The sequence below is a fragment of the Rhodanobacter sp. C03 genome (assembly GCF_002001175.1).
Lineage (GTDB): Bacteria > Pseudomonadota > Gammaproteobacteria > Xanthomonadales > Rhodanobacteraceae > Rhodanobacter.
In genome coordinates this window covers 127,914-154,184 of the sequence record NZ_MUNT01000010.1, presented here as the reverse complement: position 1 = coordinate 154,184, position 26,271 = coordinate 127,914, and the positions used below count along the sequence as shown (strand labels likewise).

At 64.0% G+C, this 26,271-nt stretch carries 22 protein-coding genes and 2 tRNA genes; 14 read left to right on the top strand and 10 right to left on the bottom strand.

Annotated elements, in window-relative coordinates; translation table 11 throughout:
* The first annotated feature begins 1 nt into the window (after position 1).
* The 5 genes from B0E48_RS14305 (at position 2) to B0E48_RS14285 (ending at position 4,886) form a co-directional block, all read left to right on the top strand.
* The gene (locus B0E48_RS14305; RefSeq protein WP_077518822.1) at positions 2–880 is read left to right on the top strand and encodes a TraB/GumN family protein; all 879 of its coding nucleotides are present in this window, start codon (positions 2–4) and stop codon (positions 878–880) included.
* 68 nt (positions 881–948) lie between these two features.
* Positions 949–3,189 (top strand): DNA topoisomerase IV subunit A, encoded by a 2,241-nt coding sequence (gene parC / locus B0E48_RS14300; RefSeq protein WP_077518821.1) that lies wholly within the window; start codon positions 949–951, stop codon positions 3,187–3,189.
* Between the two features lie 102 nt (positions 3,190–3,291).
* Positions 3,292–3,744, top strand: coding sequence for a hypothetical protein (locus B0E48_RS14295; protein ID WP_077518820.1), 453 nt, complete (start codon positions 3,292–3,294; stop codon positions 3,742–3,744).
* 78 nt (positions 3,745–3,822) lie between these two features.
* Complete coding sequence (locus tag B0E48_RS14290) at positions 3,823–4,113, top strand: biotin--protein ligase (protein WP_077518819.1); 291 nt, start codon at positions 3,823–3,825, stop codon at positions 4,111–4,113.
* Positions 4,110–4,886, top strand: a complete 777-nt coding sequence (locus B0E48_RS14285; protein ID WP_077518818.1) for a biotin/lipoate A/B protein ligase family protein — start codon at positions 4,110–4,112, stop codon at positions 4,884–4,886. Before B0E48_RS14290 ends, B0E48_RS14285 begins: the two co-directional genes overlap by 4 nt.
* A gap of 96 nt (positions 4,887–4,982) precedes the next feature.
* Here the strand turns inward: B0E48_RS14285 and B0E48_RS14280 are convergent, their stop codons facing one another.
* The gene (locus B0E48_RS14280; RefSeq protein WP_077518817.1) at positions 4,983–5,471 is read right to left on the bottom strand and encodes an 8-oxo-dGTP diphosphatase; all 489 of its coding nucleotides are present in this window, start codon (positions 5,469–5,471) and stop codon (positions 4,983–4,985) included.
* 117 nt (positions 5,472–5,588) lie between these two features.
* Between B0E48_RS14280 and B0E48_RS14275 the strand changes: the two genes are divergently transcribed.
* The 7 genes from B0E48_RS14275 to B0E48_RS14245 all read left to right on the top strand — a co-directional run bounded on the left by B0E48_RS14275 (position 5,589) and on the right by B0E48_RS14245 (position 16,283).
* On the top strand, positions 5,589–6,407 hold the full coding sequence (locus B0E48_RS14275) for a phosphodiester glycosidase family protein (protein WP_077518816.1): 819 nt from the start codon (positions 5,589–5,591) through the stop codon (positions 6,405–6,407).
* Entirely contained in the window at positions 6,407–8,821 is a 2,415-nt protein-coding gene (locus B0E48_RS14270) for a penicillin acylase family protein (protein ID WP_077518815.1), read from the top strand. The genes B0E48_RS14275 and B0E48_RS14270 overlap by 1 nt, the downstream gene beginning before the upstream one ends.
* Before the next feature lie 174 nt (positions 8,822–8,995).
* On the top strand, positions 8,996–11,209 hold the full coding sequence (locus B0E48_RS14265; protein WP_077518814.1) for a toll/interleukin-1 receptor domain-containing protein: 2,214 nt from the start codon (positions 8,996–8,998) through the stop codon (positions 11,207–11,209).
* Between the two features lie 80 nt (positions 11,210–11,289).
* Positions 11,290–11,727, top strand: a complete 438-nt coding sequence (locus tag B0E48_RS14260; RefSeq protein WP_077518813.1) for a hypothetical protein — start codon at positions 11,290–11,292, stop codon at positions 11,725–11,727.
* A gap of 69 nt (positions 11,728–11,796) precedes the next feature.
* Positions 11,797–13,986 (top strand): toll/interleukin-1 receptor domain-containing protein, encoded by a 2,190-nt coding sequence (locus B0E48_RS14255; protein WP_077518812.1) that lies wholly within the window; start codon positions 11,797–11,799, stop codon positions 13,984–13,986.
* 76 nt (positions 13,987–14,062) lie between these two features.
* Positions 14,063–14,473, top strand: a complete 411-nt coding sequence (locus B0E48_RS14250; RefSeq protein ID WP_077518811.1) for a hypothetical protein — start codon at positions 14,063–14,065, stop codon at positions 14,471–14,473.
* A 61-nt stretch (positions 14,474–14,534) separates the two neighbouring features.
* Positions 14,535–16,283, top strand: a complete 1,749-nt coding sequence (locus tag B0E48_RS14245; RefSeq protein WP_254423979.1) for a hypothetical protein — start codon at positions 14,535–14,537, stop codon at positions 16,281–16,283.
* Here B0E48_RS14245 and B0E48_RS14240 read toward each other — a convergent pair whose 3' ends face one another.
* The 6 genes from B0E48_RS14240 to dapD all read right to left on the bottom strand — a co-directional run bounded on the left by B0E48_RS14240 (position 16,284) and on the right by dapD (position 22,286).
* Entirely contained in the window at positions 16,284–17,366 is a 1,083-nt protein-coding gene (locus B0E48_RS14240; RefSeq protein WP_077518810.1) for a class I SAM-dependent methyltransferase, read from the bottom strand.
* Between the two features lie 69 nt (positions 17,367–17,435).
* The gene (gene dapE, locus B0E48_RS14235; protein WP_077518809.1) at positions 17,436–18,584 is read right to left on the bottom strand and encodes a succinyl-diaminopimelate desuccinylase; all 1,149 of its coding nucleotides are present in this window, start codon (positions 18,582–18,584) and stop codon (positions 17,436–17,438) included.
* A 72-nt stretch (positions 18,585–18,656) separates the two neighbouring features.
* Entirely contained in the window at positions 18,657–19,904 is a 1,248-nt protein-coding gene (locus B0E48_RS14230) for a hypothetical protein (protein ID WP_077518808.1), read from the bottom strand.
* Positions 19,905–20,012: 108 nt separating this feature from the next.
* Complete coding sequence (locus B0E48_RS14225) at positions 20,013–21,098, bottom strand: VIT1/CCC1 transporter family protein (RefSeq protein ID WP_254423978.1); 1,086 nt, start codon at positions 21,096–21,098, stop codon at positions 20,013–20,015.
* A 7-nt stretch (positions 21,099–21,105) separates the two neighbouring features.
* On the bottom strand, positions 21,106–21,462 hold the full coding sequence (locus B0E48_RS14220; protein WP_077518807.1) for an arsenate reductase: 357 nt from the start codon (positions 21,460–21,462) through the stop codon (positions 21,106–21,108).
* Positions 21,459–22,286 (bottom strand): 2,3,4,5-tetrahydropyridine-2,6-dicarboxylate N-succinyltransferase, encoded by an 828-nt coding sequence (gene dapD / locus B0E48_RS14215; RefSeq protein WP_077518806.1) that lies wholly within the window; start codon positions 22,284–22,286, stop codon positions 21,459–21,461. Before dapD ends, B0E48_RS14220 begins: the two co-directional genes overlap by 4 nt.
* A gap of 244 nt (positions 22,287–22,530) precedes the next feature.
* On the opposite strand from dapD, the gene B0E48_RS14210 reads away from it, so the two are divergent.
* Positions 22,531–23,085, top strand: coding sequence for an NAD(P)H-dependent oxidoreductase (locus B0E48_RS14210; RefSeq protein WP_077518805.1), 555 nt, complete (start codon positions 22,531–22,533; stop codon positions 23,083–23,085).
* 105 nt (positions 23,086–23,190) lie between these two features.
* Here the strand turns inward: B0E48_RS14210 and B0E48_RS14205 are convergent.
* Together B0E48_RS14205 and uvrB are read right to left on the bottom strand one after the other, a co-directional pair.
* Positions 23,191–23,265, bottom strand: a tRNA-Val gene (locus B0E48_RS14205).
* Between the two features lie 84 nt (positions 23,266–23,349).
* Entirely contained in the window at positions 23,350–25,371 is a 2,022-nt protein-coding gene (gene uvrB / locus B0E48_RS14200) for an excinuclease ABC subunit UvrB (protein ID WP_077518804.1), read from the bottom strand.
* Positions 25,372–25,522: 151 nt separating this feature from the next.
* Between uvrB and B0E48_RS14195 the strand changes: the two genes are divergently transcribed.
* Entirely contained in the window at positions 25,523–26,083 is a 561-nt protein-coding gene (locus B0E48_RS14195) for a GspH/FimT family pseudopilin (RefSeq protein ID WP_254423977.1), read from the top strand.
* A 58-nt stretch (positions 26,084–26,141) separates the two neighbouring features.
* Here B0E48_RS14195 and B0E48_RS14190 read toward each other — a convergent pair.
* A tRNA-Asn gene (locus B0E48_RS14190) sits at positions 26,142–26,218 on the bottom strand.
* Positions 26,219–26,271 lie beyond the last annotated feature (53 nt).

The following is a 26,271-nucleotide window of genomic DNA, read 5'->3' as shown; positions in this document are numbered from 1 at the left end:
CATGCCTCTGTTGCACCATGTTCGCCGCGGCGCGGCCGTTGCGCTGCTCGGCTTGCTGCTGACCACTCAGGCACTCGCCGAACCGGCGTTGTGGGTCGTGAAGAGTGCACAGACAACCATCTATCTGTTCGGCACGGTTCACCTGCTGCCGAACGACACCGACTGGCACTACCCGGCGCTGGACAAGGCGCTCGCCGCCAGCGATTCGCTGACGATCGAGCTGACCGACGACGACGCCGTGACCATGCAGGCACTGGTGCTGCAATACGGCCTGGACTCCGCTCATCCGCTGTCGGACAAACTTAGCGCCGCCGAAAATGCCACCCTGGCACAGGCCGCGCAGACTGCGGGCATTCCGGGTGGCGTGCAGACCCTTGAGATCATGCGGCCGTGGTTGGCTGCGCTGACGCTGGCCGTGACGCCACTGCTGAAAGCCGGCCTCGATCCCGCGCATGGCGTGGACAAGCTGTTGAAGGCACAGATGCAGCAAGCCGGCAAGCCGGTGAACGGCTTGGAGACTTCCGAGCAGCAGATCCGTTTTCTCGCCGACCTTCCGCCCGACGTCGAACTGAGCTTCCTGCGCTCGACCCTGCACGACATCGACAAGGGTCCCGCGGAACTCACCAAGCTGATCAGTGCCTGGAAGAATGGCGACACCGCCACCATCGCGCGGATCGAGGACGAAGATGTGCGCCAGCAGACGCCCGCGCTTTATAAACGCCTGCTGGTACAACGCAACCAGACCTGGGCCGGCAAGATCGCCGGCATGCTGCAGCAACCGGGCACCGTCTTCATCGCGGTCGGCGCCGGGCATCTGGCCGGACCGGACAGCGTACAGGCGCAGTTGCAAAAGCTGGGCATCGAAGCGGTTCGCCCATAGCGCCCGCTTTCTGGCACCATCGTCCGGTTATCCGCGCAGCCTGCGCGCTACCTGATCGATGCAAGCCCATGAACCTGCAAGCCAATTACGAACAGATCCCGCTCAAGGAATACGCCGAGCGGGCCTATCTCGACTACTCGATGTACGTGGTGCTGGACCGCGCGCTGCCCTTCGTCGGCGACGGCCTGAAGCCGGTGCAGCGGCGCATCATCTACGCGATGAGCGAGCTGGGGCTGGCCGCCACCGCGAAACCGAAGAAATCCGCGCGCACGATCGGCGACGTGATCGGCAAGTTCCATCCGCACGGCGACAGCTCCTGTTACGAAGCGATGGTGCTGATGGCGCAGCCGTTCTCGTACCGCTATCCGCTGGTCGATGGCCAGGGCAACTTCGGCTCGCCGGACGACCCGAAGAGCTTCGCCGCGATGCGCTACACCGAATCCAAGCTCAGCCCGATCGCCGAGGCGCTGCTGGGCGAGCTCGGCCAGGGTACGGTCGACTGGGTGCCGAACTTCGACGGCACCATGGACGAACCGAGCTGGCTGCCGGCGCGCGTGCCGCACGTGCTGCTGAACGGCTCGATGGGCATCGCGGTCGGCATGGCCACCGATATCCCGCCGCACAACCTGCGTGAGCTGGCCAGCGCCTGCATCCGCCTGCTGGACGATCCGGACGCCAGCGTGGCCGATCTGTTCGAGCATGTGCGCGGACCGGATTATCCGACCGAGGCGGAGATCATCACTCCGCGCGCCGACCTGCTGGCGATGTACCAGAGCGGCGGCGGTTCGGTGCGCGCCCGCGCGGTGTACCAGCGTGAGGAAGGCAACATCGTGATCACCGCGCTGCCACACCAGGTCAGCCCGTCGAAGATCCTTGAGCAGATCGCCGCGCAGATGCGCGCGAAGAAACTGCCAATGATCGAAGACTTGCGCGACGAATCCGACCACGAGAATCCGATCCGCCTGGTGATTGTGCCGCGCTCGAACCGCGTCGATGCCGACGAGACGATGCAGCACCTGTTCGCCACCACGGACCTGGAAAAGAGCTTCCGCGTCAACCTCAACATGATCGGCCTGGACGGCCGGCCACAGGTGAAGGATCTCAAGCGCATCCTCAGCGAGTGGCTAGCATTCCGTACCAGCACGGTCACCCGACGACTGGAGCACCGGCTGGCCAAGGTCGAGCGTCGCCTGCACCTGCTCGAAGCGCTGCGCATCGCTTACCTGAACCTCGATGAGGTGATCCGCATCGTGCGCAGCGAGGACGAGCCCAAGCCCGTCCTGATCGCCCGCTTCAAGCTCAGCGAGGAACAGGCCGACTACATCCTGGAAACCCGGCTGCGCCAGCTGGCGCGGCTGGAAGAGATGAAGATCAATGCCGAGCGCGACCAGCTCGAAGAGGAGCGCGCGAAGATCAGCGTGCTGCTGAAATCGCCGGCCAAGCTGAAGAGCCTGATCAAGGACGAGTTGCGCGCCGACGCCGCCAAGTTCGGTGACGACCGCCGCTCGCCGCTGGTGCAGCGCGATGCAGCACAGGCACTGGACGAGAGCGCGCTGGTCGTCAGTGAACCGGTCACCGTGGTGCTAAGCCAGAAAGGTTGGGCGCGCGCGGCGAAGGGCCACGACATCGACGCCGAAGGCCTGAACTATCGCGAGGGCGACGGCCTGCTCGCCGCGGTGAAGGCACGCACCACCCAGCAGGTGGCGTTCATCGATTCCACCGGTCGCAGCTACTCCACCCCGGCGCACACCCTGCCCTCGGCGCGCGGCAACGGCGAGCCACTGACTGGCCGCTTCAGTCCAGTGGCGGGCGCCAGCTTCGACGCGGTGATCGCCGGCGACAACGACACCCGGCTGATCCTCGCCACCGATTTCGGCTACGGTTTCGTCACCCGCTTCGAGGCGCTCACCGGGCGCAACAAGGCCGGCAAGCAGATCATCAGCCTCAGCGATGGCGCGCATGTCCTTGCGCCGCAGCTCAGCGCCGATCCGGCGCGCGACCGCATCGTGGTGGTCACCACCGAAGGCCATCTGCTGATGTTCTCGGTCGCCGAGCTGCCGGAACTGGACAAGGGCAAGGGCAACAAGCTGATCGAGGTGCCGAAGGCGAAACTCGCCAGTGGCGACGAGCGCGTGGCCGGCATCGCCGTGGTCAGCGAGGGCAAGGGCGAAGTCACCCTGTACGCCGGTCAGCGTAAACTCACCCTGAAATGGTCAGACTTGGTCGAGTACGGTGGCAACCGCGCCACGCGTGGTGGCCTGTTGCCACGCGGTCTGCGCCGGGTGGAGCGGATCGAGACAACGGCTTGATGAAGCGGCGGCAGGAACTTCCTGCTGCCCGGTGTTTCAAATAGGGATGTGCACGCCAACCCAGCATCGTGCGTTGAACACGTCATATCTCCGGAGCACGTCATGAACATGAAACGTTTGATCCTTGCCCTGGCAGGCACCCTGCTGGTCAGTTCGGTGGCGGCACAAACGGCCAGCAAGCCGCTGAACCTCAAGCTGCCACCGGGCGACGTGCCGGCCGCCAGCTCGACCGCCGCCCAGCCGGCAAGCTCCGGTTCCAGCCCGACCGCCGCAGCCAAGCCCGCGCCCGGCGTGTATTACGGCGATACCAGTGGCCACATGAGCGATGACCGAACCGCCAACGCACGCGCCTGCGATGATTCCAAGTACAACGACCCGCAGATGCATGGCAGCGTAGGCATGGGCGTGGTTGCCGGCAATCACGTCAGTGGGAGCTACCAGACCGGCGAGGTCAGCGTCACCAAGGCGCTTGGCGATTGCGAGCACCCCAGCGGCGGCATCGGCTTTTCGGTCAGCGTCGGCCAGGGGAATTTCCACGGTGGTCACGGCTTCTGACCTAGGGCACCGCATGGCGTTCTGGAAGCCCGGCTTGTCCAGCCCGCCGTTCATCTTGACCAGGTAGGGAAGCGATCAATGCACGGTGAGTACAAGATGCCTGGCGGCAAGCTGGTGGTGATCGACCTCGATCTGCACGACGATCGCCTCGCGAATGTGCAGCTGAGCGGTGACTTCTTCCTGGAGCCGGACAGCGCCCTACACACGATCAATGCCGCGCTGACCGGCCAGCCGGCGGATGCCGATGAGGCTATGCTAACCACCGCGGTGCAGACCGCGATTTCATCCGAAGTGATGATGTACGGCGTGTCGCCAGAGGCGATCGCGGTCGCCGTGCGCCGCGCCCTGCACCAGGGTCCCGACGCATGATGCGTACCGATTGGCGCGACCACGATTGGCAACTGATCCACACCGTTCCGCAATCACCCACGCTGCACATGGCGCTGGACGACGTGCTCACTCACGAAGTCGGTACCGGTCGACGCACACCGACGCTGCGCATCTGGGAATGGGCCGCGCCAGCGGTGGTGATCGGCCGCTTCCAGTCGCTGCGCAACGAAGTCGATGCGGCAGCGGCACAGCGCCACGGCATCGAGGTGGTGCGGCGGGTCAGCGGTGGCGGTGCGATGTTCATCGAGCCGGGCAACACGATCACCTATTCGATCTATGCGCCACTGTCGCTGATCAAGGGACTGTCGTTCCAGGAATCCTACGCATTCATGGACGCCTGGGTAATCGAGGCGCTCGGCGAACTGGGTATCAAGGCGTGGTATCAGCCGCTCAACGACATCACCTCCGCGGGCGGCAAGATCGCCGGCGCCGCACAGGCGCATCGCGGCGGCGCAGTGCTGCATCACGTGACGATGGCCTACGACATCGACGCTGCGAAGATGCTGGAAGTGCTGCGCATCGGACGCGAGAAACTGTCCGACAAGGGCACCACCAGCGCCGCCAAGCGGGTCGATCCGCTGCGCAGTCAGACGGGCCTGCCGCGCGAAGCGGTGATCGCGCGGATGATCGCCACATTCCGGCGCCTGCACGGTCTCAGCGATGACAGCTTGCGCGCGAATGAGCTGGCCGATGCCGAGGCCTTGGCACAGAGCAAGTTCGCCAGCGCAGCATGGCTGGCCGATGTGCCGTAACCCCCTCGATTCTGTGGGAGCGGCTTCAGCCGCGATGTTTTTCACGCGTGGCGCAGAGCATCGCGGCTGAAGCCGCTCCCACAAAAAACAAAACCATTACAGCCGCGTATACGACCACGACTGCATCCGGCCGTCGCGATACGGCATCACGCCGTGGAACGGACGCGGATCGGCATCGAACACCAGTGGCAGGAAGTGGCGATCGCCTTCCCACATCGGCAGCTCCATCAGCTTGTCTCGCGGCACCCACTCCAGCGTGCCCTCGGCATTGGCCGTCAATGGCGTCCCGGTGTAGCGGTCGATCACGAAGATGAAGCCGAGCCAGTCCTCGCCGTGCTTGCCGAAACCGGGCCAGTTCAACGTGCCACGCAACTGCATCGACTCGCAGCTGATGCCAGCTTCCTCGAGAATCTCGCGTCGCATGCAGGTGGCGATGTCCTCGCCCGGTTCCATCTTGCCGCCCAGGCCGTTGTACTTGCCCAGGTGCTGGTCGTCCGGGCGCGCGTTGCGGTGGATCATCAGCACTTCGCTGCGATCGGGCGACAGCACATAACCGAGCGTGGCCGTGATCGGGGTGTACGGCATGGATGGAGCCCGCGACAAAAAACCAAGTTTAGCGGCAGTCGTCGATCCACGCCGGACCGTTGCCCGAACATCCGACGAGGGCTTGCGCAGCTACCGCTGGCCGGCGACCATCGGCAAATGCCTGCTCTCGTCCCTGCATCGCCCCAACGTCTCCGTGCCCATCGATCCCTGCTCTGGCTGCTGGCGCTGGCGTTGCTGATCCAGCTGTCCGGCTGCACCTCGACGGCACAGGCACTGGACAGCAGCGAGCTGGCATTCGAGGGCCAGAACTACCGCGTCGTGCATCTGGATCTCAAGCGTGAACCGCTGAGCCTGCACTGGCGCGATCCGCAGAGCAGCCAGCCGTACGGCAACATCGAGGCCCTGCGTCAGTGGGGCAACGCCCACGGTCAGCGACTGCTGTTTGCCACCAATGCGGGAATCTATGACAAGCAGTTCGCGCCGCTCGGCCTGTATGTGGAAAACGGCAAGACCGTGGTGCCGCTGAACCTGTCGCACGGCAATCCTGCTTCCGGCAATTTCTCGCTGCTGCCGAACGGCGTGTTCGCCGTGTATCCGGACGGTCATGCCGCGATACGCACCAGCGCCGCGTTCAAGGCTGACGGCAAGCCTGTGCAATGGGCGACCCAGTCCGGCCCGATGCTGCTGATCGACGGCAAGCTCAACGAACAATTCGTGGATGACTCGGCCAGCCTGAAATGGCGCAGCGGTGTGTGCGTGAAAACTCCCAGCGAAGTGATCTTCGCGGTGAGCGAGGCGCCGGTGAATTTCCATACCTTCGGACGGCTGTTCCGCGACCAGCTGGGCTGTCGCGACGCGTTGTACCTGGATGGCAGCATCTCGCAGCTGTATGTCGATGGCGACGGCTACGCCGGTGCGCCGGCCTTCATGGTCAAGCCCTACGCCGGCATCTTCGCGGTGTTTGCCAAGCCGTGATGACACACCTCAAGGGGGCACGGCGCTGGCGCATCCTGCGCGCCCTGCTGGTCACCTTGCTGGTTCTGCTGCTCGCCGCCTTCGCTACCGGCTGGTACCTGCTCGCCGGGAGCCGCGCCCAGCTCGACGGCGTACGCCGGATAGCGAGTCTCTCGGCACCCATCAGCATCAGCCGCGACGCACTCGGCACGGTCACCTTCGAAGGGAAAAGCCGTACCGACCTCAGCTACGCACTCGGCTACGTGCATGCGCAGGAACGCTACTTCGAGATGGATCTGATGCGTCGCTCGGCGGCCGGCGAGCTGTCCGCGCTGGTCGGTCCGGCCGCGCTCAAGATGGATCTCAACCATCGTCGCCATCGCCTGCGCGCGGTCGTCGAGGCCGCCTACGCGCAGATGTCGACAGCGGACAAGCTCCAGCTCGACCGCTACCGCGATGGCGTCAACGCCGGTCTCGCTGACCTGCGCGTGCGGCCGTGGGAGTACCTGCTGCTCGGCAGCCAGCCGCAGCCGTGGCGCTCGGAGGACAGCGCGCTGGTGATCGCCGCGATGTATCTTGATCTGAACAGCGATGGCCTCAACGAACGCGAACTGAGCATCGCGCAGATGCGCGCAGTGTTGCCCGGCCCGCTAGTGGATTTCCTGCTGGCACCCGATCCCGACTGGGAGGCGCCGCTGAGCGGGCCGTTGTCGCCTTCGCCGGTGATTCCCGGCGCCGACGTGTTCGATCTGCGCCACGTCGCCCCGACCGGATCATCCATCAGCCTGACCGCCGCGCTGGCGCCAGCCCTCGATGCGCCGCGCCCCGGCAGCAACAGCTTCGCGGTCGCCGGCACTCTCACTGGCAGCGGCGCGGCCATCCTCGCCAACGACATGCACCTGGGCCTGCGCGTGCCGAACATATGGTTCCGCACGCGCCTGCGCTATCCCGACCCCGGCGCGCCGCACGGGCAGCGCGACGTCAACGGCGTCAGCCTGCCTGGCACGCCGGCGATCATCGCCGGCTCCAACGGCCAGATCGCCTGGGGCTTCACCAACAGCTACGGCGACTGGCTGGACTGGGTACGTGTGCTCCGCGATCCGGCCAACCCCGGCCGCTACAAGGTGCCGGAAGGTTGGGCCAGTATCGAGACTCACGACGAACACATCCAGGTCAAGGGCAGGCCCGACAGCATCCTCAAGGTCGAGGACACCCGCTGGGGTCCGATCATGGGCAAGGATGTCGACGGCACCCCGCTGGCGCTGGCGTGGATCGGCGCCCAGCCGCGCGGCTACAACGTCGAGCTGATGCAGCTGGAACACCAGCCCGATGTGTCCAGCGCGCTGAACCTGGCACCCCGGCTCGGCATGCCGCCGCAGAACCTGCTGGTCGCCGACAGCAGCGGACAGATCGGCTGGACGATCGCCGGCAACAGCATCCCGCTGCGCGCCAACATCGATCCGCTGCTGCCCTCCGACTGGTCCCGACCCGGCAGCGGCTGGCAGGGCTGGGCCACGCTCGCGCAGTACCCGCGCATCGCGCATCCCGCCGAGGATCGCCTGTGGACGGCCAACAACCGTACCGTCGGCGGTGACGAACTGGCCCTGCTCGGCAATGGTGGTCACGACCTCGGCGCACGCGCGCAGCAGATCCGCGACGACCTCCACGCACGCGCCGGCTTCACTCCCGCCGACCTGCTCGATATCCAGCTGGACAACCGCGCCTTGCTGCTGGCTCGCTGGCAGCAACTGTTGCTGCAGACACTGGCCGACAGCCAGGATCCGGCGCTGCAGCAGCTGCGCCAGCTCAGCGCTAACTGGCAGGGCCGCGCCGCCGTCGACAGTGTCGACTACCGGCTCGTGCGTGCGTTCCGCACCGAGGTCAGTCAGGCCGCGCTGGCGCCGTTCGTGGCACAGGTGAAGCACCGCTTCAGCGACTTCAGCTGGCCCGGCGAGAACAGTGCCGAAGCGGCGGTGTGGGCGCTGCTCCAGGCCCAGCCAGCGCAACTGCTCGACCCGAAGTACCACGACTGGCATGCCCTGCTCATCGATGCCGCGCGCAAGGTCACCCGCGAACTCGGCCAGCAACCCGGTGGCCTAGCCGCACGCAGCTGGGGCGAACGCAACCGCAGCGAGATCAACCACCCGCTGTCCGCCGCACTGCCTCACTGGCTCGGTCGTTTGATCGACATGCCCGAACAGCCATTGCCCGGCGACAACAACATGCCGCGCGTCGCCGCCCCCGACTTTGGCGCCTCCGAACGCTTCGATGTGGCGCCGGGCCACGAGGCACAGGGCATTCTGGAGATGCCCGGCGGCCAGAGCGACAACCCGCTGTCGCCTTACTTCGGCGCGGGCCACGCGGACTGGGTCAAGGGGCGGCCCACGCCGCTGCTGCCCGGGCTGGACCAGCACACGCTGACCCTCGAACCGTAGCCTAGAGCCTGTCGATTTGAGAAAAAATGTGATGTACATCACATTTTGCGTTATTGTCATAAAGTCGCAGGCACTGTCCGGGCACCACGATGGGCCGGCGCCTGAGCTGCGACCGACTGGATGGGGACTTCCCGGCAAGGGAATGCGCAACTTCGTGCGGGAGTGCAGTGCGTCATGACGCCAGCCTCCGTGATGCCGGTTTTCCGGTACCGCGCCTTCATCAGCTACAGCCACCAGGACAAGTCCTGGGCCGGCTGGCTGCACAAGGGGCTGGAAACCTACGCGATCCCGAAACGGCTGGTTGGCCAGACCACCGCAGCCGGCGCCGTTCCCGCGCGTCTCACCCCGATCTTCCGCGACCGCGACGAACTGGCCAGCGCCACCGACCTCGGCCGCAAGGTCAATGAGGCGCTGGCGCAATCGGCGAACCTGATCGTGATCTGCTCGCCACGTTCGGCGAGCTCGCCGTGGGTCAATGCAGAAGTGCTGGCATTCAGGCGCATGGGGCACGCCGATCGCATCTTCTGCCTGATCGTCGACGGCGAACCCAACGCCAGTGACATGCCCGGTCGTGAAGCCGAGGAATGCTTCGCGCCAGCGCTGCGCTTCCGGCTGGACAGGGACGGCCAACCCACCACCGAGCACACCGAACCGATCGCCGCCGACGCCCGCACGGGCAAGGACGGCAAGACCAACGCCAAGCTGAAGCTGATCGCCGGCATGCTGGATCTGGGCTTCGATGCGTTGAAACAGCGTGAGCTGCAACGACGCACCCGGCGCATGGCTGTGCTGGCAACGCTGGCGCTGATCGTGATGACGGTGACCACCGCGCTGGCGATTGCCGCGCTGATCGCCCGGCATGCCGCGGTGGTCGCCAGCCAAGCCGCCGAGCGCCGGCAGAAACAGGCCGAGGACCTGGTCGGTTTCATGCTCGGCGACCTCAACGACAAGCTGCAACAGGTATCGCGGCTGGACATCATGGAGACCGTCGACAACCAGGCGATGAACTACTTCCAGTCGCTGCCGACGACCGATGTCACCGACGCCGCGCTGGCGCAACGCGCCAAGGCACTGAAAAAGATCGGCATCGTGCGCATGGAGCAGGGTCATCTGCCCGCCGCATTGGAGTCCTTTCAGGCAGCACTGAAGCTCGCCACCCCGCTAGCCGACGCCATGCCGACGGATTCATCGCGGCAATTTTCGGCGGCGGAAATCTGGGCATACATAGGCGAGACCTACTGGTACCAAGGTCAGCTCCGCGCGGCGCAGCAGAACTTCGAATCCGCACAGAAGGTTCTGCAGCATACCGACTTGCCTACTTTCAATACTCCGCAGTTGCAGTACCAATTGACGATGATCGACAACAATATCGGCCATGTTCTCGAGGCACGCGGGTTATTGGACGAAGCCACCATCCAGTATGGAAACATGCTGACGCTCTGCCGGAAGCTGGTCGGGACCGGGCCCGAACAAACCCAGTGGGAAGCGCAATTGGGCGCGGCGCACAACAATCTCGGCAAGGTGGCATTGATGCGCGGCGACCTTGCGACGGCTGTCGCCGAATACACCGCCGATGACACGATAGAAACCGCGCTTTCCGCACGCGATCCCCAAAACAACAGCCAACGCGAGAACATGCTTACCGTTCGCGGCATTCTGGGACGCACGCTGGCCCTGACGGGCGACATCAAAACGGGCATGCGCGATCTTCAGGAAGCGGTCGACCTTGCCACACAATTGACAAAGGTCGATCCGAAAAACACCGTATTTCAGGAAGATCTTGCGCTGTATGCCTCACAGTCGGGCCGGCTGCAACGCCTGAACGGTGTTCTGCCTGCGGCTCGCGCGCTGACCGCGCAATCATTGTCCATCTTCCTTGCCTTGACAAAACAGGACCCGGCCAACACCGACTGGCAGCGCGAATTCGCCGAAGTGCAGCTCGAACAGGCCGAGCAGTCGCATGCCTCCGACCAGACCGATGCGGCACACGTGAAGGTGCAGACCGCGCTGACGATACTCGTCCCGCTGCGCTCCAAGCAGCCCGATGATCGCGCCACCCTGCTGGCAGCCATCGATGCGAAGCTGTTGCTTGCCGCAATGACCAACGACGCACAAACCGCCCGGCAGCTGCGCAACGATGCACTCGACGCGATGAAAACAGTGAAAAGTGGTCGTAGCGATCCACGCCTGCTGGCATTGCAGGTCGAGGCCTTGCTGGCACTTGGCAGAGAGGCCGAAGCACAGCCCGTGATCCAGCGACTGTGGAATAGCGGCTATCGCGATGCAGAGCTGCTGACCATGTTGCAGCACGAGCAGATCGCCTATCCGGTCAACGTGGCCTTCCAGAAAAAGTTGCTGGCGGCAACCGACAGCAACACCAAGAAGTAAAACCGGATACAGCGACCGGGGATATAGAAAACAACAGCAAGTGCGATACCGGTTCAATCTCTCATCAAAAGGAGTCGATCATGCCGAACGATCTCGATGTCACCTGCAACTCGGGCCTGGACACTTTGCTGGTCGTCACGTTGGAAAAAATCGATGAGCTCTGGTTCCTCGTTGTCACCCCGCTCGGTGACCCCACGCCAATCTCCCCAGGCCCGGATGCACAAAGAATCGTCTGGACTCTGACCGGAAATGCCAAAGAGGGGGTGTTCTTGGCACTCGATGGTGACTCTTCGGGTTTCGCCTGGTCTCGCTACACACCGCCACCTCCCCACATTTTCGGCAAGCCTGAGTTGATCGCACACAACCATCAACTGACGATCTGCGATCGCCACGTCGATGCCAGCACGAGCGGAAGCTGGAACTACATCCTGCGCGCCAGGATTGGCGGCAAGGATTTTTCGACAAAGGCACCATCGCAAAGAGGAGACGACTCGACTCCAACGATCAAGAATAAATAGCGCTACTCGACTGCGTATCGGCCGCCGACGCAAACCCCGAACCAGGTTTCCACCAGCAGGAAGTTGGCCATGGCTTTCCGGTACCGTGCCTTCATCAGCTACAGCCACCAGGACAAATCCTGGACCGACTGGCTGCACAAGGCGCTGGAGACCTATGCGATCCCGAAACGGCTGGTCGGCCAGACCACCGCGGCCGGCGTGATCCCGAGCCGTCTCGCGCCGATCTTCCGCGACCGCGACGAACTGGCCAGCGCCACCGACCTAGGTCGCAAGGTCAACGAGGCGCTGGTGCAATCGGCGAACCTGATCGTGATCTGCTCGCCGCGCTCGGCGAGCTCGGCCTGGGTCAACGAGGAAGTGCTGGCGTTCAAGCGGATGGGACACGCCGAACGCATCTTCTGCCTGATCGTCGACGGCGAGCCCAACGCCAGCGACCTGCCCGGCCGTGACGCCGAGGAATGCTTCGCGCCGGCGCTGCGTTTCCGGCTGGATGTGGACGGCAAACCCACCTGCGAACACACCGAGCCGATCGCCGCCGACGCCCGCACGGGCAAGGACGGCAAGACCAACGCCAAGCTGAAGCTGATCGCCGGCATGCTGGATCTCGATTTCGATGCATTGAAGCGACGCGAGCTGAAACGGCGTAACCGGCACCTGGCCGCACTGGCCACGCTGGCACTGGTTGTGATGACGGTGACCACCGCACTGGCGATCGCCGCGCTGATCGCACGGCATACCGCAGTAATCGCCAGCCACGCCGCCGAGCGTCGGCAAAAACAAGCCGAGGATCTGGTCGGTTTCATGCTCGGCGACCTCAACGACAAGCTGCAACAGGTGTCACGACTGGACATCATGGAGGCCGTCGACAATCAGGCGATGAACTACTTCCAGTCGCTGCCGACGATCGATGTCACTGACGCCGCGCTGGCGCAGCGTGCCAAGGCGCTGGAAAAGATCGGCAGCGTGCGACTGGGGCAAGGCCAGTTGCCAGCGGCGATGGCGTCGTTCCAGGCGGCATCGAAACTCGCCGCAACGCTGGCTGAAGCAGCACCCGAAAACACGGTGCGACAGCTCGCCTACGCGCGGATTTTGGCCTTCATCGGCGAAACCCACTGGTACCAAGGCCAGCTCGACATGGCACAAAGGAGTTTTGAGTCGGCGCAGAAAATTCTGCAGCCCGCCGAGTTGAAAACTACGAACAAGCTGCCGCTGCAGTTCGAGCTGGAGATGATCGACAACAATATCGGCCATGTACTTGAGGCGCGTGGTCGGCTCGATGACGCCTCCGTGCCTTACCGAAGTGCGCTGACCCTGTCCAAACAGCTGGTTGCGGCCAATCCCGACAAAACCGAGTGGGTGGTGGAATTGGGTGGTGCGCACAACAACCTTGGCAAGCTTGCACTGCAGCATGGCGACCTCGCGACGGCCGTCGCTGAATACATCGCCGATGATGCGATCGAGTCCAGATTGGCGGAACGCACTCCCAAGGACAACCTCCAACGCGAGAGCATGTTGAAAGTGCGCGCCATTCTGGGGCGAACGCTGGCGCTGACGGGCGACAACGAAAACGGGATGCGCCATCTGCAGCAGGCAGTCGAGATAGCGGCCTCACTGGTCCAGATCGACCCCCACAACAGCGGCTTCCTGGACGACCTAGGGCGCTACGCGGCACAACTGGCCCGGCTGAAGCGCCTCAATGGCGATCAAGCCTCGGCTCAAACGCTGATTGCACAGTCGCTATCGATTCTTCTTGGTTTGACCAAACAGGATCCCACTGATGCCACTCTACGGCGCGAGCTTGCCGAGGCGCAGACGGAACAGGCCGCACAATCACTGGCCACCGGAAAGGGCAGTGCCGCATATGTGCAGGTGCAGGCCGCATTAGGCATTCTTGACCCGTTGCTGGACACGCATCCCGACGATCGAGCAATCGTGCTAGCCACGATGACCGCAAAGTTGTTGCTGGCAAATACCAGCACAGATGTTCATGCCGCACAACAACTGCGCGCCGATGTCCTCATGGCGGCGCAGACCCCGAAAAGCGGCCGAGGCGATCCCCGTTTGCTGGCATTGCAGATCCAGGCGCTGCTGGCACAGGGCCAAAAGAGCGAAGTGCAGCCGGTAATCCAGCAACTATGGAGCAGCGGCTACCGCGATGCGGAACTGCTGGCCATCTTGCATCGCGAGCACATTGCCTATCCGGTCAATGTGACCTTCCAGAAACAACTGTTGGCGGCCAGTACCGCAACCGATCGCTAACCAGATTGAACACCGAGCACAAAAGTAGCAGCAGCATCAAGCGCGAAGATAAAATCCTCACCCACAGGAGTTCACCATGAACAATGATCTCGAGTTGAGCGTCACCTTGAACAATGACCTGCCCGGGCACTCTTTCCTCGTAGTCAACAGCGGCGGCCATCAGCACATATTTGGAAAAAGTGAGCACCCGCAAGCTATCGTCTGGACATTGGCGGGAAACGCCAGCAATGGTGAATTTTGTGCGCCCGGCGATTCCGTTCCGGGCTTCGCATGGCCCTTCGATGCACCTCGCTCAGGCATCTTCAGCGACCTCTCCAAGCCTGCGTCGAACAAGCTGCGCATCGTCAATCATCACACCGACAGAACCACCGAGGGACACTGGAACTACCAGCTTTTCGCGCGCTTCGGAGACCACGTGTATCAGACGCCCTGGACAACGACAAATGGATCTGCGAACACGGCCAATCCCTCGATAAAAAACACCTGACGCGTCGCCGGCGCCCCCACATGCATCAACCAATCACTTTCGCCCTGCACCACGTCGCACCATGCTGACGCCAACGGGAAATCCATCGGCACACACCATCGTGCCACTGGTGATCGGCGTGACCAGCCATCGCAACCTCGCGGCGCACGAGGTCGAGCCGCTGCGCCAACATGTGCGGGATTTCTTTGCGCAGCTCAAACGCGACTTCCCCGAGCTGCCGCTGATGGTGCTGTCGGCGCTGGCCGAGGGCGGCGATCAGCTGGTGGCGCAGGAGGCACTCGCCGCTGGCGCAACGCTGACCGCACCGCTGCCGCTCTCGCCACAGGCATACGCCAGCGACTTCACCGATGCCGGCCGCGCTACCTTCGCCGCGCTGTGCCAGCGCGCGGACGTGCTGCAATTGCCGTTGCTGCCCGGCAATTCCCTCGCCGGCATTGCCGTGCATGGCGAAGAACGTGATCGCCAATACGCGCAATCCGGCGTCTTCATCGCCAGCCATTGCCATATCCTGCTGGCGTTGTGGGACGGGCGTGCATCGAGACTGCTCGGCGGTACGGCGCAGGTCGTCCGTTTCCATCTCGATGGACTGATGCCGGGCCTGATCGAACGCCGCCAGGCCAATCCCGTGACGCTGGACGATCGCGACGAAAGCCTGCTCTACCACATCGCGTGTTCGCGCACCGACGAACATGGCCTGGTGCAGCCGCCGCTGCCGCCGTTGCAACCTCTGCAATCGCGCTGGGTCAGCCAGGAGCACACTTGTCCGGGCGACGCCGGCATGCCGGACGAGTTTCTCCGGATGTTCGCGCGCATGCGTCAGTTCAACACCGATGCGCAAAACTACGCGGACTACATCCAGGCCGATGCGGCAGGTTCCGTCGACAACCCGGCCGATGCGGTCAATGACGATCTGCTCGATGGCCTGTTTGCCAGCGCCGACTGGCTGGCCATCCATTTCCAGAAACGCGTGCTGCTGGCGATGCGCGGCATCTATATTCTCGCCGCGTTGATGGGCATCGCCTTTGTCTGCTATTCCGACCTCCCGACCGACTGGCCCTATCAGGACAATGCGATCTATGTGTTCATCGTCCTGTTCGCGGCAGGCGTGCTGCTCGCAAGACAGGCACGCCATCGCGACTGGCATCGGAAATATGTCGATTACCGTGCTCTCGCCGAGGGGCTGCGCGTGCAGCATTACTGGCACGAGGCCGGCATCGGCACCAACCGCTCCACTGCATTTGCGCATGACAACTTCATGCAGAAGCAGGACATCGAACTGGGCTGGATCCGGCATGTGATGCGCGCCGCCAGCGTGCACAGTTTCGATGCCGCGGTATCGGAGGACGGGTTGTCCCGGGTCATCGCCGAATGGATCGGCGAGCCCGGCGCTGGCGGCCAGCTCGACTATTATCTGCGCAAGACCGAACAACGCATCCGCACGCATCGAACGACCCAGCGACTCGGGCGCAGCTGTCTGTGGGTCGGCATCGCCCTCAGCGTGTTCCTGGCGTTGTTCCATCGCCGGCTCAGCCCCGATACCACCACGATACTGATCGCACTCATGGGCACGCTGGCGATCATCGCAGCGGCGCGCGAGTCCTACGCCTACCGCAAGGCCGACAAGGAACTGATCAAGCAATACCGCTACATGCGCAGCATCTTCGCCACCGCACGCAGGAAACTGGACGCTGCACACACCGCCGAAGGCCAATGCGACATCCTGCGCGCACTGGGGGATGCTTCGCTGGCCGAACACTCCGAATGGGCGCTGATGCACCGCGAGCGGCCGCTCGAACACGGCAAGCTGTGATCAGCTGCGTTTCCGTGCAACGAACGTCAGGAACTCGTCGTCCTGCACGCGGGCAGCCGGCCACAGCAGGCGGACGCGCATCAGCAAAGGCAAGCGGGACGGCGCTGGGTCGTAGGGCGACTTGCCCAGCTGCATCCGCAGGCTGCCCAGATACATGGATTTCCTGACCGCCGTGCGACGCTTCGTCTCGATGTTGTCGAAGCCACCGGCTTTCAAAAGCCCGACCAGTCCGGCCCGACTGAAAAGCACCAGATGCCGCGGGGTTTCCAGTCCGCGCCAGTTCCTGCCCCAGCGCCGTGCACCGCGGCTTTCGATATTCGGGGTGTCGACAAAGATCACGCCACCGGGTTTCAACAGGCGATGGACGGCCTGGATGAATTGCACCGGTTCGTGCAGGTGCTCCAGCACGTGGCTCAGCGTGACCGCATCAAAACTATCGGACTCGCCGGCGAACAGTTCGACGGATCCCACACTGACCTCGAGCCCGCGCTGCTTCGCCGCGGCGACCGCCTTGGGATCGGGATCGACGCCCATCACGTCCCAGCCGGCATCACGCGCATTGAGCAGGAAGTCGCCGTTGCCACAGCCGATATCCAGCAGCCGCTGGCCCGGGTGCGGTTTCGGCAGATAGCGAAATTCGGCATCGCGCTTCTGCCGTCGCTGCGGCAGCAGCTTCGCCAGCCAGACGCCCAGCTCGCTTGCCGGCTGGCGCCGGGTTCCATAACGCGAGTTCACATAGCCGTTCGTCAGCGCCCGCTTCAGGTACCGCACCGCACCGGGCTTGGTGGCTGTCATCCGTGGTTCGTCGATCGCGTGCGTGTAATAAACCCCGTAGGCCTTGCCGATGCTCGCCGCATTAGGCTGCGGATCGAGATAGGCGCTGTGGCAATGCATGCAGCGGTAAAGGTTCCACCGACCCGGCGCAACGAAGAACACATTGTCTACCAGGTTCTCCCGCAGCAGCTCCCGTGCTGTGCCGCTACAGACCGGGCACGCCGGCACGCATTCCAGTTCGTCGACAGGCCAGGGGGCATGCCACGCTGGCGTGGATTCCAATGCCTTGTGTTCGATGGTTTCGAGCATGCCGTGATCCGCGCGTTCCAGCCCAAGCAATCAATGAAGCGGACAGTGCCATAGCGGTGTCCGACGTGCCTATCGCAGTTCCTCGCGAACTAGCCGCCGTTCACAAATGGCCTGATAGACCGCTGGCAATCGTTCCAGCTCGTCCACCGTCACGCATTCGTCCACCTTGTGGATCGTGGCGTTGACCGGGCCGATCTCGACCACTTCGACACCCATCGGCGCGATGAAGCGGCCATCCGAGGTGCCTCCTCCCGTGCTTTGCTCAGGATCGAGGCCACATAGATCGCGGCACACCCCAACCACCGTCTCGCGCAGCACACCGTCCGGCGGCGTGAGAAACGGCTCGCCGGACAGATTCCACTCGAGCACGAAATCCAGGCCATGCCGATGCAGGATCGCCTCGGTACGCGCACGCAGATCTTCCGCACGGCTGGCGGTGCAATAGCGGAAATTGATCAGCGCCTTGAGCTCGCCGGGAATCACGTTGCTGGCGCCGGTGCCGGCGTTGAGGTTGGAAACCTGGAACGAGGTGGGCGGGAAATCACTATTGCCTTCATCCCAGCGTTCGGCCGCCAGCTCGGCCAGTGCCGGCGCGAATGCATGGATCGGATTCAGCGCCTTCTCCGGATAGGCCACATGCCCCTGCACGCCACGCACGCGGAGCGTGCCCGACAGCGAGCCGCGCCGGCCCACGCGAATCAGGTCACCGAGCTTTTCCTTTGCCGACGGCTCACCGACCACGCACCAGTCGATGCGTTCGCCAACGGTGCGGAAATGCTCGACCACCTTGCGCACGCCATCGAGATTGGCCGGCCCTTCCTCATCGCTGGTCAGCAGCAGGCCGACCCGGCCGCGATGATCGGGATGTGCCGCCACAAACTGTTCCAGCGCCACTACCATCGCCGCCACCGAGCCTTTCATGTCGGCGGCGCCGCGGCCGTATAGACGGCCATCACGAATCGTCGGTTCGAACGGCGGACTCTGCCACGACGCTTCCGGCCCGCTCGGCACCACATCGGTGTGGCCGAGGAAGGCCAGCGTAGGTCCACCTGTGCCGTGTGTGGCCCACAGATTGTCCACCTCGCCGTAGCGCAGGTGCTCGACATGGAAACCCGCACGCTGCAGGCGCCCGCCGATCAATGGCAGGCAACCGGCATCTTCCGGCGTCACCGAGCGGCGACGGATCAGATCACAGGTGAGATCGAGAACTTCGGACATGGATACTCGCCAGGCGCAACGGATCGACAGCGCTGCAGCATAGCAAGCGCACCGGTACGAGTGCGCTCGCGATCAATGCGCCTGCTTCGCGCTGACCCCGCCCTCGATGCTCAGCCGCCCCACCACGCCGAGCATTTCCAGCGGTGCCACACCATCGCCATGCGTGGTGACACCGCCGTCGATGTCGATCTCGCGGGCGGAGCCACCGGCTTTGACGCTGAGCGCGATCGCGGAGAGTTTCAGCACGACGCCCTTCACCAGCGAGTCGCCCGTGCCGCCGAAGGTTTCGAGGCCACGGCGCACGCTGAGGTAACCGATCGGCTGGCTGATCTGGATGCCGACCGCGCCATCGGCATGGGTGGTGATCCGATCGAACACCGCGCGATTGACTGTGCCGGCGTAAACGTTGAAACCGCGCGCGCCCTGCCCGAACGTCTCGATCGGTGCCTCGACCTCCAGCTCGTTGACCAGGCCGAAGTTGACGAAGCCGATGCCGCTGGGACCGTACGAGGTGATCTTTTCCTCGGCGACCCAGCGATCCACCGAACCCCAGTTGTCGAGCACCATGTCGTTCTGCCCGTAAGTCACCACTGGGCCGAGGTTGCGCACGGTATCGACGAACGCGTTGAAGACGGTGAACACACCGCCGGTGATCACGTCCGGCGTGCCCGGCGCGATGCGGCCATCGCTGTGGATCTCACCGGTTTCCAGCAGTGACACGGTGAGTCGGCCGCCCTCGAAGCCGGCGCCGCTGACGAAAATGCCGCTGCCAAGCACCGGCGCCGCGGCACGCCCGGCAGACAGCCCGACCAGCCGCGCGCTGATCACTACCGAAGCATCGGCCTGCATGTTCCACAGTGTGAACGCGCCCTGCAGCACATGCACGCCGAAACCCTGCGGTCGGTCGGTCTGCGCACGCGCATCGGCGCTGACCACATCCAGACCGGCGACCTCGACGTGGCCGCTGCGCACCTTGTCGCGCGCGAGGATCTGTACCTGGCCGATCGTGGTCACTTCGCCCAGCACCAGCCGGCCCAGGCTTTCCACCTGGGTGTCGTTGTGGATCGCGCGCCGGTCCGGCGAGGCGACCAGATGCAGGCCGTGAACCTCATTGTCCGTGGTCAGCTGCAGACCATCGATGCCGGCGGCAAAGATCAGCGCCGCGTCATCGCCCTGCCCCAGCAGCACCTGTCCAGGCGCCAATCGGATCGCCGGCACCTCGGCAAGCTCACCATCGACCACGATCTGATGTATGTCGGAATCCTGAGCCGCACGAACCAGTTCGGCGACGCTGCTGACGACGATCGAGGAAGCGCTCATGCTGTTCTCCAGGGCTGGGGGAGCCGTCATGCTACGTCAATTCCGACTCTGTCAAAGCATCGTTTACTGACGAAAGCGTGCCCGACAACATTCTTGCGAAACCTCGCCTCAACTGGCGATCGCCGCACCCAGCAAGTGACCCACCGCATACGTGATGGACGCGGCGGCCACGGTGATGCCGAACTGGCGCGCGATCGAAAACAGCATGCTGCGTCCGGTGAACAGCGAGGTGCCGATGCCGATCAGCGCCAGCCCAACGGCGGTGGAACAGGCGCTGGCCAACAGTGCCGTGTGACCTCCAAGGAAGAAGTACGGCGCCACCGGAAACAGCGCGCCGCAGGCAAACAGGCAGAACGACGAGATCGCCGCACCATAGGCCGAGCCACCGAGTTCGCCCGGATCGACGCCCAGATCCTCGCGCACCAGCATGTCCAGCGCGGCCCGTGGAGTCTCGGCGATGTGCTCGGCCAGATGTTCGGCAGCGGCCGGCTCCAGCCCCTTCTCGCGGTAGATGCCGGCGATGTGCCGCTGGCCATCCTCCGGCGACACCGCGAGGCGCTCGGCCTGCTCGGTGATCTGCGCCTGATAGAACTCGCGCGAGCTGTTCACCGACAGCCATTCACCCAGCGCCATCGAACAGGCACCGGCGACCAGCCCGGCCAGACCCGCGAGCAATATCGCGCGATCACCCGAGGCCGCACCAGCCATGCCCATCACCAGGCTGACGTTGGAGACCAGTCCGTCGTTGGCGCCGAGCACCGCTGCACGCAGCGTGTTGCCGCTCTGCGTGCGATGCCGACCACCAGGCACATCGAGTCCGTGCGGCGGCACGAAATGATCGCGATGGCCGCTGCGATCCACTGGCGTGTCGGCGTGATCGGCATGTTCCAGCCGCACCACCGTAGGCATCACGAACTCGGTGCCGAAGTGCTGCGCGAACCAGCTCAGCGCGCGTACGCGCAGGCCGATCCGTGCGGTCGGCACCGCCGTGCCGAGCTCGCGCAGACGCGCCTCCCAGAAACCCGCATTGGCCTGTTCGCCTGCGGCGATGCGTCGATAGACGCGGCTCAGCCGCGGGTCGGTCGCCAGTTCGGCCAGCCGCGAGTATAGCGCGGCGTTGTCGCGCTCGATCCGCAGATTGGTGCGGAATCGCCGCGCACGGTGATGGCTGATGTGGGCGCCCTGCTCCGGCATGTCTGCCTCAACGACCGAACAGTTTCTTGAAGCCGTTGTCGCTGAAGCCCACGCTCACCGAGCCGTCGGCCTGCACCACCACCGGACGACGGATCAACGCGGGATATTCCTTCAGCAGCAGCGTCCATTCTGGATCGCTGCCGGGATTCTTGCGTTGCGGCAGCAGGTTGCGCCAGGTGGTGGACGACTTGTTGACCAGCTTCTCCCAGTCACCGAGCTTCGCCGCCCAATCTTTCAGCGTCGCGGCCGGCACCGGGTTGGCTCGGTAGTCGATGAAATCATGCGCCACGTCGAAACGGGCCAGCCAGTTGCGCGCCTTCTTGCAGGTGTCGCAGTTAGGAAGTCCATACAGGACGGGATTCATTCGCCGCTCCGCAGCAGTTCGTTGATGCTGGTCTTGCTGCGCGTCTTCGCATCGACCTGCTTGACGATGATTGCGGCGTACAGGCTGTGGCTACCGTCCTTCGCCGGCAGGCTGCCGGACACCACCACGCTGCCGGCCGGCACGCGGCCGTAGCTGACTTCGCCGGTGGCACGGTTGTAGATGCGAGTGGATTGGCCGAGGAATACGCCCATGCCGATCACGCTGCCGCGCTCCACCACCACGCCCTCGACCACTTCCGAGCGTGCGCCGATGAAGCAGTTGTCCTCGATGATGGTCGGGTTCGCCTGCAGCGGTTCCAGCACGCCGCCGATGCCGACGCCGCCGGACAGGTGCACGCCCGCACCGATCTGCGCGCACGAACCGACCGTGGCCCAGGTGTCGACCATCGTGCCGGCACCGACGTAAGCGCCGATGTTGACGTAGCTCGGCATCAGCACCGCGTCCTTGGCAATATGCGCACCGCGTCGCACCAGTGCACCGGGTACCACGCGTGCACCGAGTTGCTGCAATTCGGCGTCGTTGCCCTGGGCGAAGCGCAGCGGCACCTTGTCGAAGGCCTGCGCCGGCCCGCCGTCGACCACGCGGTTGTCGTTGATGCGGAAATACAGCAGCACCGCCTTCTTGATCCACTGGTTCACCGTCCAACCGCCGTGGCCATCCGGTTCGGCGACGCGGCTTTCGCCGGATTCGAGCAGGTCGATGACCTGGCCGATGGCGGGCCGCAGATGGGTCTCGATCTCGGCCTGGGTCAGTTCGTTGCGGCGCTCGAAGGCGCCATCGATCAAGGTTTCAATGGCTTGCATGGGACGGCTTCACTGGTTGAAAGCGGATGGACGACAGATGCCGTGGGGCTGGTCGCAAAGAGTACATGCTGCGGCAGTCGATGCCGTAGCACAGGTGACATCCAGTCCCAGTTTCTCCAAGGATCGGCAGTTTCATCCGCCTTTAACCAGGCGCGGCAGTACATTGGTTGATCACGTGCAATAGAAATCATCCAATCTCGGCAAGTCGGTTTGTTCTTCCCACATCATCCCAAGGAGCGCCGAAATGAGTCAGCTAAAGATCGCCGTTTTCGTCGGTAGCCTGCGCAAGGATTCATTCAATCGCCGGCTGGCCCGGGCGGTGGAAAAACTCGCACCGGCCGAGCTCACCTTCAACCATGTGCGGATCGACGACCTGCCGCTGTACTCGCAGGATTTCGACGCCACCTACCCGGCCGTCGCCAGCCGGCTCAAGCAGGAGGTCGAAGCGGCCAACGGGCTGCTGTTCGTCACGCCCGAATACAATCGTTCGATACCCGGCGTGCTGAAGAACGCGATCGACATCGCATCTCGCCCGTGGGGTACCAACTCGTTTGCCGGCAAGCCCGCTGCGGTGATCGGTGCTTCGATCGGCACCGGCGGCACCGCGCTGGCGCAGCAGCACCTGCGCAATGTGCTGGCCTATCTCGACGTGCCGGTGCTGGGCCAGCCGGAAGTATTCATCCACTTCAAGGACGAACTGATTGCCGAGGACGGCACGATCAACAACGACGGCAGCCGGAAATTCCTGCAGGGTTTCGTGGACAGCTATGTGGCGTGGGTCAAGCGCTTCGCGAGTTGAGCGCAGGCCGGGACGAGCCCAAGCACCCAGCGAGGCAATCCGTTTTCGAAGCCAAAAACAGAAACGGCGCGAACCCGTGAAGGTTGCGCCGCTGCTGGTTCAAATTGGTGGGCGGTACAAGGATCGAACTTGTGACCCCTTCCATGTCAAGGAAGTGCTCTACCGCTGAGCTAACTGCCCATTTCGCATCGGCTTGCCGAGCGAGCTGCGCATTATACGGGAGTAGCGGACGCTCGACAATATCCCGCTGAGACAGCGACCAGCCTAACGCAGCGCCTGTTCACGCAGCTGGTGGATTTGGTCGCGCAGCTTGGCGGCGTCCTCGAACTCGAGATTCTGCGCGTGCTTGTACATCTGTGCTTCCAGCTTCTTGATCGCACCTGCGGCCTGCTGGGGGTTGAGCCCAGCGTAATCGGCCGCTTGTTCAGCTACGGCGGCGCGGCTGCGTGAGGATTTGCTGCCACGCCGGTTGCCTGCCTCGCTGCGCGCGCCTTCCATGATGTCGGCAATACGCCGCACGATGGTGGTCGGCACGATGCCCTGCTGCTCGTTCCACGCCAGCTGCTTCTCGCGGCGGCGCGCGGTCTCGTCCATCGCCGCCTGCATCGAGCGGGTGATCTGATCGCCGTACAGGATCGCCTTGCCACGCACGTTGCGGGCGGCGCGACCGATGGTCTGGATCAGCGAACCGGTGGAACGCAGAAAACCCTCCTTGTCGGCATCGAGGATCGCCACCAGCGACACCTCGGGCATATCCAGGCCCTCGCGCAGCAGGTTGATGCCGACCAGCACATCGAATTCGCCCAGGCGCAGGTCGCGGATGATCTCGCTGCGTTCGACCGTCTCGATATCCGAATGCAGGTAGCGCACCTTCACGTCGTGCTCGGCCAGATATTCGGTGAGGTTCTCCGCCATGCGCTTGGTCAGCGTGGTGACAAGCACGCGATCGCCGATCGCCACGCGCTTGTGCACTTCGCCGAGCAGGTCATCGACCTGGGTACGCACCGGGCGCACTTCCACTTCCGGGTCGACCAGACCGGTCGGGCGCACCAGCAGCTCAACCACTGCTTCGCCGGACTTGTCCAGCTCGTAGGCACGTGGCGTAGCCGAGATGAAGATCGAACGCGGCACGCGTTGTTCCCACTCCTCGAAACGCAGCGGCCGGTTGTCCATCGCCGACGGCAGCCGGAAGCCGAATTCCACCAGGGTTTCCTTGCGCGAGCGGTCGCCTTTGTACATCGCGCCGAGCTGCGGCACGGTGACGTGCGATTCGTCCACCACCAGCAGGCCGTCGGACGGCAGATAATCGAACAGGGTCGGAGGCGGTTCGCCGGGCTCGCGCCGAGTCAGATGGCGCGAATAGTTCTCGATGCCCTGGCAGTAGCCCACCTCGGCCATCATCTCGATGTCGAAGCGCGTGCGCTGGTCCAGCCGCTGCGCCTCGACCAGCTTGTTGTCCTTGTACAGCTGCTCCAGCCGCTCCTTCAGCTCGACCTTGACCGTCTCGATCGCGTTCAGCACGCTCTCGCGCGTGCTGGCGTAATGCGTGCGCGGATAGACCGTGTAACGCTGCACCTTGCGAATCGTCTCGCCAGTGAGCGGATCGAACAGCGACAGGTTCTCCACCTCGCCGTCGAACAGCTCGATGCGCAGCGCCTCGATTTCCGATTCAGCCGGGAACACGTCGATGATCTCGCCGCGCACGCGGTACATACCACGACGCAGCTCCATCTCGTTGCGGCTGTACTGCAGTTCGGTCAGCTGATGGATAAGCTTGCGCTGGTCGATACGCTCGCCCTTGGCCAGGATCAGTCGCAGCGACAGGTAGTCCTCCGGATTGCCGAGGCCGTAGATCGCCGACACCGTGGCCACGATGATCGAATCCCGCCGCGATAGCAGCGCCTTGGTCGCCGACAGTCGCATCTGCTCGATGTGCTCGTTGATCGAGGCGTCTTTCTCGATGAAGGTATCCGACGCCACCACGTAGGCTTCTGGCTGGTAGTAGTCGTAATAGCTGACGAAGTACTCCACCGCGTTGTGCGGAAAGAACTCCTTGAACTCGCCGTACAGCTGCGCCGCCAGCGTCTTGTTCGGCGCCATCACGATGGTCGGCCGCTGCACCTGTTCGATCACATTGGCGATCGTGTAGGTCTTGCCCGAGCCGGTGACGCCAAGCAGGGTCTGCGCGGCCAGTCCTGCCTCGAAACCGTCGGACAGGCGCTGGATCGCCTGCGGCTGGTCGCCGGCGGGCTGATAGGGAGCAACAAGCTGGAAGCGATCAGTCATCGGCTACAGATGTGGGCGCGGCAGCGCATTTTAAATCGGGCCTGCTGACAGTGTGCGTCAGCAGAAGCCGACATCCGGGCAACCGCCAGGCCGCTGGATGCATTCCATCGTCGCCCTAGCATGAAGTTCCGGACCGCGCAGGGATGATGCCGTGAATGTTCACAGGAAGGCTGGGCTACAGCGCAGGCAACGCGGCGCGACCCTGATCGAGCAGATCATGGTCCTCGTCATCATCGCGGTAATGCTCGGCATGGCCATACCGTCGCTGGGGCAGCTGCTGAGCCGCAGCCAGCTGCAGGTCGCCCAGATGGATTTCATCGCAGCCTTGCAGCACTCGCGTGGAACGGCCATCACCAGCGGCAGGTACACCCTGTTCTGCCCGAGCCGCGATGGCAGCAGCTGCAGCGATGAGATGCACTGGGAACGTGGCTGGCTCATCGGCCACGATGCCGATCGCAACAACCAGCCCGACCACGGCGCGCTGTATACCGGCAGCGGCTACGCCGGCAAGCTGACCATCCGCAGCAGCAGTGGGCGGCATTTTGCGCGCTTCCGCCCCGACGGGAGCGCCAGCGGCAGCAATCTCACCCTGCTGTTCTGCGCACGCGCCAGTGCGCAGCACGTACTGAGCGTGGTGGTCTCCAACGCCGGTCGTGTCCGTGGCGCCCCAGCCAGCGCGAGCCAGGCCGCCGAGTGTGCGCAAACGGATTGAGTGGGGATCCATCGCCACAAAAAGCAAAAAGCCGGCGATATGCCGGCTTTTGCCAATCTGGCGCCCGAAGTTGGACTCGAACCAACGACCCCCTGATTAACAGTCAAGTGCTCTAACCAGCTGAGCTATTCGGGCGTGAGCTGCGTAGTTTGTCGGGGCTTAGGTCAACTGTCAAGCCATTGTTGGCG